Origin of the sequence: Barnesiella sp. ET7 (assembly GCF_024733785.1) — a bacterium.
GTDB lineage: Bacteria > Bacteroidota > Bacteroidia > Bacteroidales > Barnesiellaceae > Barnesiella > Barnesiella merdigallinarum.
This window is the reverse complement of the sequence record NZ_JANRHM010000019.1, coordinates 58,961-72,868: the sequence shown is the minus strand read 5'-3', so window position 1 is coordinate 72,868 and position 13,908 is coordinate 58,961. Positions and strand designations below refer to the sequence as shown.

The 13,908-nt window shown below is 52.9% G+C and carries 13 protein-coding genes; 8 read left to right on the top strand and 5 right to left on the bottom strand.

The genetic code is table 11. The annotated features are described in order from the left end of the window. Positions 1 to 78: 78 nt before the first annotated feature. Positions 79 to 987, bottom strand: coding sequence for a LysR substrate-binding domain-containing protein (locus NW211_RS11695; RefSeq protein ID WP_258327938.1), 909 nt, complete (start codon positions 985 to 987; stop codon positions 79 to 81). A gap of 241 nt (positions 988 to 1,228) precedes the next feature. On the opposite strand from NW211_RS11695, the gene NW211_RS11690 reads away from it, so the two are divergent. Next, on the top strand, positions 1,229 to 2,116 hold the full coding sequence (locus NW211_RS11690) for a hypothetical protein (protein ID WP_258327937.1): 888 nt from the start codon (positions 1,229 to 1,231) through the stop codon (positions 2,114 to 2,116). Between the two features lie 133 nt (positions 2,117 to 2,249). Here NW211_RS11690 and NW211_RS11685 read toward each other — a convergent pair whose 3' ends face one another. The 4 genes from NW211_RS11685 to NW211_RS11670 form a co-directional block, all read right to left on the bottom strand. Beyond that, positions 2,250 to 3,830, bottom strand: coding sequence for a peptide chain release factor 3 (locus NW211_RS11685; RefSeq protein WP_087409414.1), 1,581 nt, complete (start codon positions 3,828 to 3,830; stop codon positions 2,250 to 2,252). A gap of 4 nt (positions 3,831 to 3,834) precedes the next feature. Further along, positions 3,835 to 4,701 carry a dTDP-4-dehydrorhamnose reductase gene (rfbD, locus tag NW211_RS11680; RefSeq protein WP_300133618.1) on the bottom strand — a complete coding sequence of 289 codons (867 nt, stop codon included), beginning with the start codon at positions 4,699 to 4,701 and terminating at the stop codon, positions 3,835 to 3,837. 16 nt (positions 4,702 to 4,717) lie between these two features. After that, positions 4,718 to 5,269 (bottom strand): DUF4924 family protein, encoded by a 552-nt coding sequence (locus NW211_RS11675; RefSeq protein WP_087409436.1) that lies wholly within the window; start codon positions 5,267 to 5,269, stop codon positions 4,718 to 4,720. 242 nt (positions 5,270 to 5,511) lie between these two features. Then, positions 5,512 to 6,003 carry a peroxiredoxin gene (locus NW211_RS11670; RefSeq protein ID WP_087409416.1) on the bottom strand — a complete coding sequence of 164 codons (492 nt, stop codon included), beginning with the start codon at positions 6,001 to 6,003 and terminating at the stop codon, positions 5,512 to 5,514. Between the two features lie 859 nt (positions 6,004 to 6,862). On the opposite strand from NW211_RS11670, the gene NW211_RS11665 reads away from it, so the two are divergent. The 7 genes from NW211_RS11665 to NW211_RS11635 all read left to right on the top strand — a co-directional run bounded on the left by NW211_RS11665 (position 6,863) and on the right by NW211_RS11635 (position 13,858). After that, complete coding sequence (locus NW211_RS11665; protein ID WP_258327936.1) at positions 6,863 to 7,654, top strand: hypothetical protein; 792 nt, start codon at positions 6,863 to 6,865, stop codon at positions 7,652 to 7,654. Between the two features lie 124 nt (positions 7,655 to 7,778). Next, positions 7,779 to 7,937, top strand: coding sequence for a hypothetical protein (locus tag NW211_RS11660; protein ID WP_258327935.1), 159 nt, complete (start codon positions 7,779 to 7,781; stop codon positions 7,935 to 7,937). A 44-nt stretch (positions 7,938 to 7,981) separates the two neighbouring features. Continuing rightward, positions 7,982 to 8,623, top strand: a complete 642-nt coding sequence (locus tag NW211_RS11655; protein ID WP_258327934.1) for an energy transducer TonB — start codon at positions 7,982 to 7,984, stop codon at positions 8,621 to 8,623. A gap of 113 nt (positions 8,624 to 8,736) precedes the next feature. Next, positions 8,737 to 9,336, top strand: a complete 600-nt coding sequence (locus NW211_RS11650) for a hypothetical protein (RefSeq protein ID WP_258327933.1) — start codon at positions 8,737 to 8,739, stop codon at positions 9,334 to 9,336. Then, positions 9,302 to 9,937 carry a hypothetical protein gene (locus NW211_RS11645; RefSeq protein ID WP_258327932.1) on the top strand — a complete coding sequence of 212 codons (636 nt, stop codon included), beginning with the start codon at positions 9,302 to 9,304 and terminating at the stop codon, positions 9,935 to 9,937. The genes NW211_RS11650 and NW211_RS11645 overlap by 35 nt, the downstream gene beginning before the upstream one ends. A gap of 365 nt (positions 9,938 to 10,302) precedes the next feature. Continuing rightward, positions 10,303 to 11,529, top strand: a complete 1,227-nt coding sequence (gene serB, locus NW211_RS11640) for a phosphoserine phosphatase SerB (RefSeq protein WP_258327931.1) — start codon at positions 10,303 to 10,305, stop codon at positions 11,527 to 11,529. A 40-nt stretch (positions 11,530 to 11,569) separates the two neighbouring features. Continuing rightward, positions 11,570 to 13,858 carry a patatin-like phospholipase family protein gene (locus tag NW211_RS11635; protein ID WP_258327930.1) on the top strand — a complete coding sequence of 763 codons (2,289 nt, stop codon included), beginning with the start codon at positions 11,570 to 11,572 and terminating at the stop codon, positions 13,856 to 13,858. The last annotated feature ends 50 nt before the right edge of the window (positions 13,859 to 13,908 follow it).

Genomic DNA, 13,908 nt, shown 5'->3' with positions numbered 1-13,908 from the left:
GTGTGCTCCCGGGGCCGTTTGGTCAGGGGGATCTGGTGCCGCTTGCCTGTTTGCGTGTGTGCTCCCGGGGCAGGGTCCTTACCCCTCGGGAATCGGGCGGAAGTTCCCCTCCCGTATCACCTCCAGCAGGTAGTCGGCAAAGGCCGTTGCCGCCCGCTTGCGGTAGCACCCCTGCGGCCAGAAGAGGTAGCCCGGCGAGGTGAGCGGCTCGGCACACAAGATAGGCACCCGCACCAGGTCGGGCTCGTCGGCCACCGCCGCCTGCGTCAGTATGGTACCCCACTCGCCGCCCCTGAGCAGGTGCAGAATGGTGTGCACGTCGTTCATCTCTATGCCCACGGTCAGCGACAGCCGGTTTTTCCGGCACAGCTCCTCGATTTTCGTGCGGGTGGCAAAGCCCCGTTCGGGCAGGATGAGGGGCGTGGCCGAGAGCCGTTTCAGCGTTATCGACGACAGCGAGGCCAGCCGGTGCGAGTGGTGCACCACAAAGTAGAGCTCCGACAGAAAGAGAGGCATCGTTTCAAAATCGTTGTACACCTCGCGCGGCTTGAACGACAGCACAAAGTCGAGCGCGTGGCGCTCCAGCTGTTGCAGCAGCTCCTCCGAGGTCCCCTGCGTCACCCGCAGCCCGATGTGCGGATAGTCACGCGTAAACCGTTCCAGCGCCGGCAGCATCAGCGAAATCATGCTGTGCGTCACCCCCACGTGCAACTCTCCCGTGCGGATGCCCTTCAGGTCGCGTATCATCTGTTTCCCGTCCTCGGCATCCTGTATCGCCTTGCTGGCATAGGGCAGCAGGGCCAGACCCGCCTCGGTGGGCAGCACCCGCTTGCCCACGCGGTCGAAGAGCAGGATACCCAGCTCCTCCTCCAGTTGTCCTATCTGTTGCGACAGCGTGCTCTGCGAGATATGCAGCATCCGCGCCGCCTCCGAAAAGTTGCGCAGTTCGCAAGCCGCCTTAAAGTAGTTCAGTTGACGCAGTTCCATCTCCTTAATCGGTTTTATCGATAGATGTTATTGAAAAAATCTGTTTTGCAAATATAGACAAATATCCGGCAATACCTTAGATTTGTTCCAAATTTGTAGAGCACCTCGCTCGGTAGAGACCTGTCGACTGCTCCTCCCGGTCGGGCAATCCGGTCAGCTGCGGCAGCCCCTGCGGCCGTCGTCGCCACCACTTCCGCCCGCCGTCACCCTGGATATACCAAACCATAAGAACCATACAGATATGAAAAAAACAGTTTCCATGGCCTGCTTGGCCATACTCCTCCTCACCTCGGCCTGCACGCAAAAGAAGGCGGTGTCGCAGGCACCCGTAGTCGTTCAAGAAGGCGTCCGCTTCTGCGAAAGCACCTATCCCTACGACGGCGGCCTGCTCATCGCCAACTTCGGCACCGAGCAGCTCAACCCCCTCAATACCGAGGGCAAGGGCTACATCCTCCACTACAAGGATGGTGAGACCTCGACCTTCATCCCCGCCGACGGCAACCTCTCGGCCCCCAAGGGCATGTATGTAGGCAAGGGCCATCTCTTCGTGTGCGATGTAAACAAAGTCGTGGTCTATGACCTGGCCCGGCGCGAGGCCCAGCCCCGCATCCTCTCGTTGCCCGAGGGATGCCTCTTTGTCAACGACCTGGCCGCCGTAGGCGATACCCTCTACGCCTCGGTAACCAATGCCGACCAGATTTTCAAGATCGACATCAGCGACATGGCCAATATCGGTGCCCCCGTCGAGTGGCTCACCGTGCCCGGTCCCAACGGACTGCTCTCCGACGGAGAGTCGCTCTACATCGCCTCCTATCCCGCCGACGGCAATACCCGCCCCGAGCACACCATCTATCGCGTGGCCGATGTTGCCGCTCCCGCCCTGGAGACGGTCATCGATGCCCCGGGACAATACGACGGCATCGCCTTCTCGGCCGACAGCACCGCCCTCTACATCACCAACTGGGCTCCGGCCGGGTTGAGCCGCATCGACCTGAATACCGAAACGGTTACCCCGGTATCGGTCGAGTTGGAACAACCGCTGGTCGGCCCTGCCGACATCTCCGTGGCCGACGGTCACATCTATATCCCCGACCTGCCCAACAGCCGGGTGGTGGTAGTGGCCGAGTGAAACGGCTCCCTCCGGCCTCCCGGGCTCCCGGACGACAGGCCGGCTCAAAAACAAGAGGCCGACCTCAAAAAATCTCTTTTGGGTCGGCCCCTTGTGTGGAGTGGAGTATCGTTCTTTCCGCCTCCCCCCGGACTTAGAACTCGGAGGTGAAGTGGAACTTGATTTTGGGGAAATCGGTCTGGGCCATTTGCAACACATAGCTCGAGTCGGCCATGAAGACGTCGCGCCCGTCGCGGTCGACACTCATGAACTGGTGCTTGCGTTTCTTGAAGGCCTCGAGGGCCTCGGGGTCGTCGCTTTCGATCCAGCAGGCCTTGTAGAGGCTGATGGGCTCCCAGCGGCACTGGGCGCCATACTCGTGGAGCAGTCGGTACTGAATGACCTCGAACTGCAGCTGCCCCACGGTGCCGATGATCTTGCGGCCGTTGAACTGGCTGATGAAGAGCTGGGCCACGCCCTCGTCCATGAGCTGGTCGATGCCCTTGTTGAGCTGTTTCGACTTCATGGGGTCGTCGTTTTCGATATACTTGAACATCTCGGGCGAGAAGCTGGGGAGCCCCTTGAAGTGGAGCTCTTCGCCGCAGGTGAGGGTGTCGCCGATCTTGAAGTTGCCGGTATCGGGCAGACCCACGATGTCGCCGGGGTAGGCTTCGTCGACGACCGATTTCTTCTGGGCCATGAAGGCGGTGGGGCTCGAGAATCGCATCATCTTGTTGTTGCGCACGTGCTTGTAGTTGGCGTTGCGCTCGAACTTGCCCGAGCATACCTTGACGAAGGCGATGCAGCTGCGGTGGTTGGGGTCCATGTTGGCGTGAATCTTGAAGACGAAACCGGTGAAGTTCTCCTCCTCGGGACGCACCAGCCGCTCCACGGCCTGGACGGGGCGGGGCGAGGGGGCAATCTTCACGAAGCAGTCGAGCAACTCCTTGACACCGAACATGTTGAGGGCCGAGCCGAAGAAGACGGGCGCCGTGCGGGCGGCCAGGTAGTCGTCGACGTTGAACTCGGGGTATACCCCCTCGATGAGCTCGAGGTCGGCCCGCAGCTTCTCGGCATCCTGCTCGCCGATGTAGGCTTCGAGTTCGGGGCTGTTCACGTCGTCGAGCTCGATGCGCTCGGTCACCACCTGCTTGTTGGGGGTGAAGAGGTTGAGGTTCTGCTCGTAGATGTTGTAGACGCCCTTGAACTTCTGGCCGATGTTGATGGGCCAGCTGAGCGGGCGGACGTTGATTTTGAGCTCCGACTCCAGCTCGTCGAGGATGTCGAAGGGGTCGCGCCCCTCGCGGTCGAGCTTGTTGACAAAGACGATAACGGGCGTGTTGCGCATGCGGCACACCTCCATGAGCTTGCGGGTCTGGGTCTCCACGCCCTTGGCTACGTCGACGACGATGATGACGCTGTCGACCGCCGTGAGGGTGCGGTAGGTGTCCTCGGCAAAATCCTGGTGGCCGGGGGTGTCGAGAATGTTTATCTTGTAGTCGCCGTAGTTGAAGCCCATGACCGAGGTGGCTACCGAGATGCCACGCTGTTTCTCGATCTCCATCCAGTCGGATGTAGCGGTCTTTTTGATTTTGTTCGACTTGACCGCCCCGGCAATGTGGATGGCACCGCCGAAAAGCAGCAGCTTTTCGGTGAGGGTGGTTTTACCGGCATCGGGGTGGCTGATGATGGCGAATGTTCTGCGTTTACTGATTTCCTCTGTAAGTGTACTCACGATGTTAACGGGTTTCTTGTAAAATTTCTATGCAATGCGACAGGCTCTCGTACCAGTGGGGGATGGTGATGCCGTAGGTCTGTTTGATTTTGCTCTTGTCGAGCACGCTGTAGAAGGGGCGGTGTGCCCGGCTGGGATACTCGTCGCTGCGGATGGGTTTCACCCGGCAGGTGATGCCGGCCAGACGGTGGATGGCGACGGTGAAGTCGTACCAGCTGCAGGCCCCTTCGTCGGAGAAGTGGTAGATGCCCGGCACGAAGGTCTCGGCCGTGAGCACGGCGAGGATGGCGCGGGCCAGGTCGGCGGCACAGGTGGGGGTGCCTATCTGGTCGGCTACGACCGAGAGCTCGTCGCGCTCGGTGCCCAGCCGCATCATGGTCTTCACGAAGTTGTTGCCGTAGGGCGAGTAGAGCCAGGCGGTGCGGATGATGGCGCTCTGGGGGCAGAGGCGCATCAGGGCCTGTTCGCCCTCGAGTTTGGTGGAGCCGTAGACCGATTGGGGGTCGGGCGTCATATCCTCGGTGTAGGGGCGGTATCCCCGTCCGTTGAATACGTAGTCGGTCGAGACGTGTATCATGCGGGCCCCGCAGGCTGCGGCGGCACGGGCCAGGTTCTCGACGGCCGTGGCGTTGATTTTGCGGCACAGCTCCACGTTGTCTTCGGCCTTGTCGACCTGGGTATAGGCGGCACAGTTCACGATGTAGTCCACGCGGTTGTCGGCGACAGCCCGGTTCACGGCTTCGGCATCGCAGATGTCGAGTTCGGCTACGTCGGTGAAGATGGCTTCGAAGCGGTCATCACCATTCAGTACGTTGCGCATCTCGTGGCCCAGTTGGCCGTTTGCGCCGGTAATAAGAACTCTTTTTGTCATGGTTCGTATCTGTTTTTTAATCGTTTTCGAGTTTCAGTTCGCCCGCCTTGTCCTGCTTGTATTTTTCGGCCAGGAGCGAGAGGAACGACGATATTTGCTGGATGGCCTTCAAGGTGTCGGGCTTGATCTCCTTCTTCTGCAGCCGCAGCAGCAACACGCCGTAGAGGGCGTTGAAGCAGGTCTCCAGCTCGCCGGCCTTCTCGTCGCCCGACTTGGCCCGCAGCTCGACGATGTAGGGGAGGGTCTTGAAGAAGGCCGCGCCGTAGAAGGGCTCGCGGGGCGACTTGAGCAGCCGCAGGTGCAGGTCGGTGAGGTCGATGAGCACGTTTTTGTTCAGTTGCAGGTGGCCCTTCTGTTCCACCCCCTCGGCGTGCATCATGTCGATGAGCGACTCGTACCACTCGCGCATCGCCTTCTTCTGTTCGGGCGAGATGTCGTAGGGGTCGATAATCTGTTGCTGTATGCGGTCTATGTCCAGCCCGTAAGCCCGTATGAGGTCTTCGATCTGCCACATGTACAACAGATATTCGGCGATATTCTCTTTTTTCTTTTGGCTGGCGATAATCATGTTGTTGCCTTTCTTTGCAAGTTGACCCTTCGGGGGGGGGTGAGCGGCAGCCCCGCGGCAATGGCCGGAGAGTCGTCCCCGAAATTGGCTGCAAAGTTAATACAAATCGTTTGCTGTCGCAATGTTACCGGGTAAAAATAAACGATAGTCCGCTCGCCGGCGCGTGCACGCGAGCGCGAGGGTGGGGTATGCGAAAAAAAGAAAACCGCCGTTGAACAAAAATGTACAGCGGCGGTTTTTGATTATTGACGAATAAGTTTTGTCAAATGTTCCGGATTCGGGTCTTTGGCGATGATAACACCCTCGGGCGAAATCAGATAACTGGCGAATCCTTTGCTCAGACGGTAATTGTCGAATATATCCGACCGTGAGCCGTCTTTGTCATAGAATTGGGTAGCTGCGTTCAAGCCGTCTCGTTTGATGGTCTCTTCGAAGACCTTGCGGTTGGTATCGAACGATACCGACACGAGGCTGATGTTTTCGAGTCCGCTCTTGTCGATTTCCCGGGCGTAGCGTATGTTCTCCATACGCGAGGGGGCGTCGTAGCCTGCCCAGAAGTTCAACAGTACGTACCGGCCTTTCAACGATTGGAGCGAGACGCTGTCATCGGCGTTTTGCAGGCTCAGCTGCGGGGCTCGCTCCCCCTCTTTCAGACCCGTTTTGTTCGGGTTGAAGGCCGAAGAAAACAACAAAATCAACGCCAGCATACCAATAACTGACTTGGTTTTCTTCATACTGAAGTGTTATGGTTCATACTAAATCTGACGTTGGGGGCATCACACCGAAACGGCAGACCCCGCTGATTTTCAGCGGTTAGTTCCTCTTGCTCGGGACGCTTCCTTTGCTGACGGGAACCCATAAATTCGACGGCAAAGTTGAAGGTTTTTAGGGAATTAACCAAATTTTGAACTGAGTTTAACATTTTTCAAACTATAATTATTTGTATATCAATGTATTATATAAACATTAACATTCTTGTTATACGGTGGGTAAATGCCGTTTGTTATATCATCTTTGGATAATTATCAATTCTAACACACCTAAGGGACTGCGCCAAAATTTATCATTTTGATACAGCCCCATATTCCTTTCTCTATCCTTGCATAGGAGAATTAAAAATCAGTATCTAATCGGGATAAATATTTGCTTTTCTTTTATAAAACCAAAATAATTTTAATAACTTTGTATGGTCATTCTGCGCCGGACCTGTTTATGGACAGGTAAGGGGAGGGATGGGCATACATATATATAAAGGGCGTTTACTTGGCGCTTTGGTTTTGACGATTCAAGAATCTCGCAAATTCTAAACAGTTAGTCAAAAGACAAAGCAGCGGTGAATGTCTCTCGGGGTGTATTATATACAACCGCCATTGCGCCCCGCAGGGGTGCAATGGAAATGGTGGATTTATATACATACATCGGCGTGGGGCTTTCGACGTTGCTCGTTTCGGCTAACTGGGCAATGCGAGAGCCTTTGAATCGTGGAACGGGCAACAGGTGTCGGCTCCACGTTTTTTGTATATATAGACGTTGTTAATCATTATTATTATGTCCGGCAAAAGGAGTCGTTGCAGGTAACTATGATTCTAAATAATGAAGTTGCACGAACCGCTAAAAGCTCTTTATGCTTCTAAATGGGAAGAGCTTTGCGACGCCTTGCAAACAGTGGTTTGCGGCGAGAAAACGGGGGTGAAACCGGCTTATCCGTTTTTGCTGGGGCTGACACGATGGGAAGACGACCGGCCCACAGAAAGCTGGTACACCGACGCAGATCTGAAAGTGATGGTTTTCGGACAGGAAACAAATTCTTGGGTAGGGAAAAATGACGATTTTGGCACGCCTCCTTCTCCTGTGTTCTCCCCTAATGTATCGGTGGAGGCCGTGATGGGGATTTATGAAGATTTTTATGCCTCTTACTACCATGACGGCACGTTCGGTTATAACGGGACACGTTATGGCACGTTTCATTATGGTTTCAACCGCTTTGCCATGTCGCTGAACGCAGCCTTTCCCGGCAAGCGTATAGCTTATGTATGGAACAATCTGGTAAAGATAGGTAAAGCGCAAGGTACAGGTTTCTGCGGCCCGGAGATTTATGCGTTGGAAAGAGCGCATTTCCCGGTTATCCGTGAAGAGATCGGTATCCTGAAGCCCGACCTCCTGCTTTTCCTGACCGGGACGTATGATGAACGTATCCGCGACAACTGGTACGATGCGCAATTTTCGGCGCTATCGCCTTATGCCGTAAATGAGGTGGCGCAAGTGATATCTTCGGAACTTTCCATTCCTGCCTATCGGACGAATCATCCGAGTGCGCGTTTGCCGAAAGGGGAGATGGAAGCGCGCTATCGGGCTATTGTAGATGATTTTGCAAGCAAGAGATAATAAAAGATGTTTAACAATTAAAAATATATAAAAATGGGATATTGTAACTGTAGATGGTGCGGTTGTAGATATGATTTTAAAAGCTCTACAGCAAATAATAAAGTTCGTTATTGCAGCAGGAGATGTGAAATTGAAGCCCAAAGATCTGAAATGGAAAGCAGAAGACTCCAGCAAGACTCTGGCCGTAGTGGCAGTAGCAGTAGTAGCAGTAGTAGTAGTGGTGGCGGTAGTGGCGGTAGTGGCGGTAGTGGCGGTAGTGGAGCCGGTTGTAGCCCGGCGATGATAAAATGGGGTGCTATTGTCTTTATAGTGCTTGTCCTAATTGCTATGTGTAGCGACGATAACGAGGAAGAAAAGCAGAACGATAAAACCACTCCACGCACAGAACAAGTGACCAAAACCAGCAAACGGGAAACACAGGCGGTTCGAAAGCCGGTAAAAAAGATGGAACTGGTGGCCGAAAATGTACCGACGGAAGAAACTCCACAAGTCGTTTCTGAGGAAGTGCCTGTCGCTCCTTCTACAAACGAGGAACAAGCAACTGCCCGACAGGCGAGTAAAGAACAAGTACCTGAAACCTCGATAGAGGAACAAGTAGAAAATGAGTTGGAAGCGGTGGAGGAAGAAACGCTTGAAAATGCCCTTGTAGAAGAATCTGTGTTTGACGTGGTGGAACAAATGCCGGAATTTCCCGGTGGCCGCGATCAATTGAATAAATACTATGAAAGTAATTTGCGATATCCCGAAGTGGCAATAGAGAACGGTATTCAGGGGCGTGTAATCGTGCAGTTTATTGTCAATACAGATGGCTCCATTTCCGATGCCACAGTAATACGCAGCGTTGATCCGGCTTGCGATGAAGAAGCGTTACGGTTCATAAACAGTATGCCGCATTGGACTCCCGGTCAGACAAACGGGAAAAATGTGAGGGTGCGTTATACATTACCGGTGACTTTTAGATTGATTTGATGGGTATGAGATGAAAAAATAGAGATTGTATAAACGCATGGTTTTTATTGACCGCATTGATGCGACAATCTATGGTATATTGAAAAAATGTTTAACAATTAAATTTTAACAGTATGCTAAGTAACGAAAAATCAACAGAAATAGTAAACCTGATTGAAAAATCAAAACACACAAATGCCGGGTTAGGGGGATACATTGTATATATGATTGTGCTTCTCGCCATACTTGTAGTAGATACTATCTATTACGAAACGCACACATGGTATAATGCTGATTACGACATATACAGCGGATTATTGGGGTTCGTCGTTTTTCTTTATACGACCATATATCTGTTTAATGGGACAGAGGGATACCGGATTATTTACGGTTGGAAGCGTTGGGTGTTGGGTCTTGTGTTTGCAATTTGGACGCTGCTCTCTGCATATGGGACATGGATTGCTTTGGAGCAAACCGGCGAAGAAATACACAGCAAAACCGGATACACGCAAACAGAAATGCTGGAATTGAGGCAAATCTACTTAGATGAGGGATATACCGAAGATGACTTCCAAGTGGACATGATGGTCGAAGTCCAAGACAATGAGCGATACGAACGCATATTTGCCCTTTTGTACATCGCCAGTTGTTGCGGCCTGTGGTATTGGACGGTGCCGGTCAAGAAGATAGAAAGTTGCAATGAAGAAAGCGATGAAGGTAATACTGAAGAATGACAAAATGCGAAAATTCGTATGCCTGCTGGCATGCGGGTGGGGCATACTTGGTTTATCTTCCTGTCAAGACACCCAATTGGCCGAACAATTAGACGGTACATGGCATACCTCTTTCACCCAAAAAGATGAAGACGGCATACCTTATACAGAAGAGGAAGATGTAAAATTTATATACATGAAATCTAACGCTAAAGACGGAGGTAAATTTAAGGAGAAGGTCACAATAGGGACAGCGACTGAATATTATACGGTGAATGAGAGTTACAAGATTGTTTGTACAATATCCGGCGAGTGGGAAATTATCGGAGGAGATTTGTACATGGGATATGACCTCTCCTCACTGGACGTGAAGGTGAAAGACCTGAATTGCGAACTTTCGTGGAATGCTGCCCTTGGAGCTTCCATATTGGGAATAGACTACAACAATATAAGGGCGGAGGAAATCCGCAAGGATACATATCGGGAAATGTACGAGTACTACAAGGATTCAAATAAAGAAAACGACTTGGGGTACTGTTTCTTGGATTTAAGTATAGAGGACAGTATCATGTCGTATAGTACAGCCGATCTCGGCCGTTTGAAATGGAGGCGTGTTGAATAGTAAGATGAAGTGTCGAAATTCAATTTTTGAAAAGATGAACTTTTAATTTGAATCCCAAAGGCTAAATAAAGGGTCGCGTCACTACTCTAAAACGGAGTTTGATGCGACCCTTTTAGGTGTTATAGGATGCGTCTCGACAAAAAGTTCAAACAAGTTTGACTTTCTGTATTCGACTTTTCATATCTTTGGATAAGATGCGGTTCGGCATAGGACAAATTGAAAACTTTGTTTTCCATTTGTCTCTGCGCTCGCCTTTCATTATCTTTGCACACGGTGCTATGAGAGTGTCGCTCGATTAGCCATTGAGTGAAGTTTGCCACGGAGCTTGTCGCTCGAGTGGGGTATTAACGTAAGATGTATAATAAATGAAACCGAAAACCGAAATTATACTGATTAACATATCGGGCGATGACAAGCCGGGTGTAACCACGGCATTGACCGAAGTATTGGCGCGTTACGACGCATTCATCCTGGACATCGGCCAAGCCGATATTCACCACACCCTCTCGCTGGGTATCCTCTTCAAGACCGACGAGACCAAGTCGGGCGACATTCTCAAAGACCTCTTGTTCAAGGCTTATGAGCTCGACGTGAATATCCGCTTCTCGCCCATCAGCGAGGAGGAGTACAACAGCTGGGTAGGGCTGCAGGGCAAGAACCGCTACATTATTACCATCCTGGGGCGTTGCATTACCGCCCGGCAAATCGGCGAGGTGACTCGCATTGTGGCCGAGCAGGGGCTGAACATCGACGCCATTCAACGCCTCACCGGTCGTATTCCTCTCGACGAGAGTATTCGCGCCCCCAAGTCGTGTATCGAGTTGTCGGTGCGGGGAACTCCCAAGGATAAGGAGGGCATGCAGTCGTCGTTTATGCAACTTTCGTCGCGGTTAGGCATGGATATCTCTTTGCAGGAAGACAGCATTTACCGCCGTTGCCGCCGCTTGATATGCTTCGATATGGATTCGACCCTGATCGAGACCGAGGTAATCGACGAACTGGCCATGAGAGCCGGAGTAGGCGACGAGGTGAAAGCCATAACCGAGTCGGCCATGCGTGGAGAAATCGATTTCTGCGAAAGTTTCGCTCGTCGGGTGAGCTTGTTGAAAGGCTTGGACGAGTCGGTGATGAAAGAGATTGCCGAATCGCTGCCCGTTGCCGAGGGCGTGGACCGCTTGATGCAGGTATTGAAACGAGCCGGATTCAAGATAGCCATTCTTTCGGGAGGGTTTACCTACTTCGGAAATTATCTGAAACAACGCTATGGCATCGACTATGTCTATGCCAACGAGCTGGAGATTGTCGACGGGAAACTGACCGGCCGCTACGTGGGCGATATTGTCGACGGCCGCCGCAAGGCCGAGCTGCTGAAACTCATCGCTCAGGTCGAGCATGTCGATATTGCCCAGACCATAGCCGTGGGCGACGGTGCCAACGACCTGCCCATGCTCAGCACCGCCGGACTGGGCATTGCCTATCATGCCAAACCCAAGGTGAAAGAGAATGCCAGCCAGTCGATTTCGACCATCGGGCTCGACGGTGTGCTCTACTTTATCGGATTTAAGGATTCGTTTATCTCCGAAACGAAATAACGTATAATATTGTCGCATCTCGAAATTGTTGCGATTGGCTATGAAACGAATTTGGTTGCTACTGTTAGTCTCGTTGTATGTCTGGGTGCATGTGCCGGCCCAGACGGTTGGTTTGGTGTTGAGTGGTGGCGGAGCCAAGGGTATAGCGCATATCGGTATCATCAAGGCGCTCGAAGAGAACAATGTGCCTATCGACTATGTAGCCGGTACGTCGATGGGGGCTATCGTGGGTGCCTGGTATGCCATGGGCTACACGCCCGACGATATGCTGAACCTGATTCTCTCCGACGACTTCAACCTGTGGTCGCGGGGTATCTTCGACGAGCGCTATGTCTACTACTTCAAGAAACCCGACCCGACGCCCGAAATCGTTACGTTCAACGTCGCTTTGCAAGACTCCACCAAGTTCGAGCCGCATTTCCTGCCCAACAGCCTCATCAATCCGTTCCCCATGAACTACGCCTTTATGAGCCTGTTTGCCCCCTATTCGGCCCAGTGCGGCGGGAATTTCGACAACCTTTTCGTACCTTTCCGGGCTGTGGCTTCCGACGTCTATCACAAGCGCGAGCTGGTGCTGCGCGATGGCGATTTGGGCGATGCCGTGCGGGCTTCGATGAGTTTTCCCTTCGTTTTCAAGCCCATCGAGATTGACAGTGTGCTGGTTTACGACGGGGGTATCTACAACAATTTCCCGGTCGATGTGATGAAGTCGGACTTCAACCCCGATATTATTATCGGCAGCATCGTAGCCTCTAAAATAGATAAACCCAAGGAAGACGACCTCATCAACCAAATCGAGAATATGGTTATGCAGAAGAGCGACTATACACTCGATCCCGAGGATGGTATTCTGATGCGGTTCAATCTGAGTGATGTGGGACTGCTCGATTTTCCCAAAGCCCGGCAGATTGCCAAAATCGGGTATGACTATGCCATGGAGCTGATGGACTCGATCAAGAGTCGTATTCCCCGAGAGTTGTCGCAGGAGACCCGGCAGTTGCAGCGCATGGTATTCAAGAGCAAGACTCCCGACCTGGTGTTCGACAGCGTCTCGGTCGAGGGGGGAAATCACCAGCAGAAGGAGTATATCAGGCGTCAATTCGAGACCGGCAATCGTTTTACCGACGAGGATGCCAAGGCGGCTTACTACAAGACTATCTCCGACGGGAAAATATCCGACCTCATACCCCACGCTCGCTACGACAAGGCGAGCGGCCTCTTCAATCTCGACCTCAAGGCCAAGGTGCACGACCAGTTGTCGGTGGGGATGGGAGGCTTTATCTCGTCGACCAGTTCGAACCAGATTTGCATCGGAGCCCATTACCGCACCGTGAGCCTCAACTCGCTCGATGTCGACCTCACGGGGCAGATAGGTCAGTCGTATACGTCGGGGATACTCTCGGCCCGGTTCGACCTGAAGACCGCCATTCCCATGTACCTCAAGATGCAGGCCGTCGCGTCGAAACAGAAGTTCTACCAGAACGAGACCCTTTTCTACTCCGACCGCATGCCCTCGTTTGTCACGCAGTCCGAGCAGTACGTGAAGCTGCGTTTGGGGTTGCCCTTCCTCACCAGTTCCAAAGCCGTCGTATCGGTAGGCTATGGCTCGATGACCGACAAGTATTACCAGTCCAATACCGTAGACTTCTCGACCAACGAGCAGGACCGCAGCCGCTACGACCTGTTTGTGGCCTCGATGAAGTTCGACCGCAACAACCTCGACAGCTACATGTATCCCACGGCCGGCACCGACTGTTCGGTGCTGGGGCTGCTTGCCTATGGCAAAGAGCGGTTCCGCCCCTACGACACCACTTTGCAGTCCAACTCGACACAAACCCTCTCGTGGCTGCAGCTCGAGGGCAACATACACACCTATCTCCCGATAAGCAATAAATTCGTGCTGGGCCTTCGCGGTAAGGCTGTCGTCTCGAGCAAGGGGCTCCTGAGCAACTATACCTCGACCATAGCCCAAGCTCCGGCCTTTACCCCTACGCCGCACAGCCAGACCATCTTCAACCCGGCCTTCCGCTCCACGCAATATCTGGCCGCAGGTGTCATTCCCATCTGGAAGATTATGAACAACCTGCAATTCCGCAACGAGTTCTACCTTTTTGCTCCTTTCCGACAGATATACGAAGGGGCCAATTACGAGCCCTATTACGGGCGGGCTTTCTCCAAATATCACTTTATGGGCGAGAGCTCGGTGGTGCTGAATCTCTCGTTTGCCTCGATAGCTCTCTATGCCAACTACTACGATTATCCCGCTCGCAACTGGAATTTCGGTATCAATATAGGTTTGTTGGTATTCAGTCCCAAGTTCCTCGAGTAAAAAAAATGGAGTTCTATGCGCCTGAAAATAGGACCGATAGCAGTTTCTGC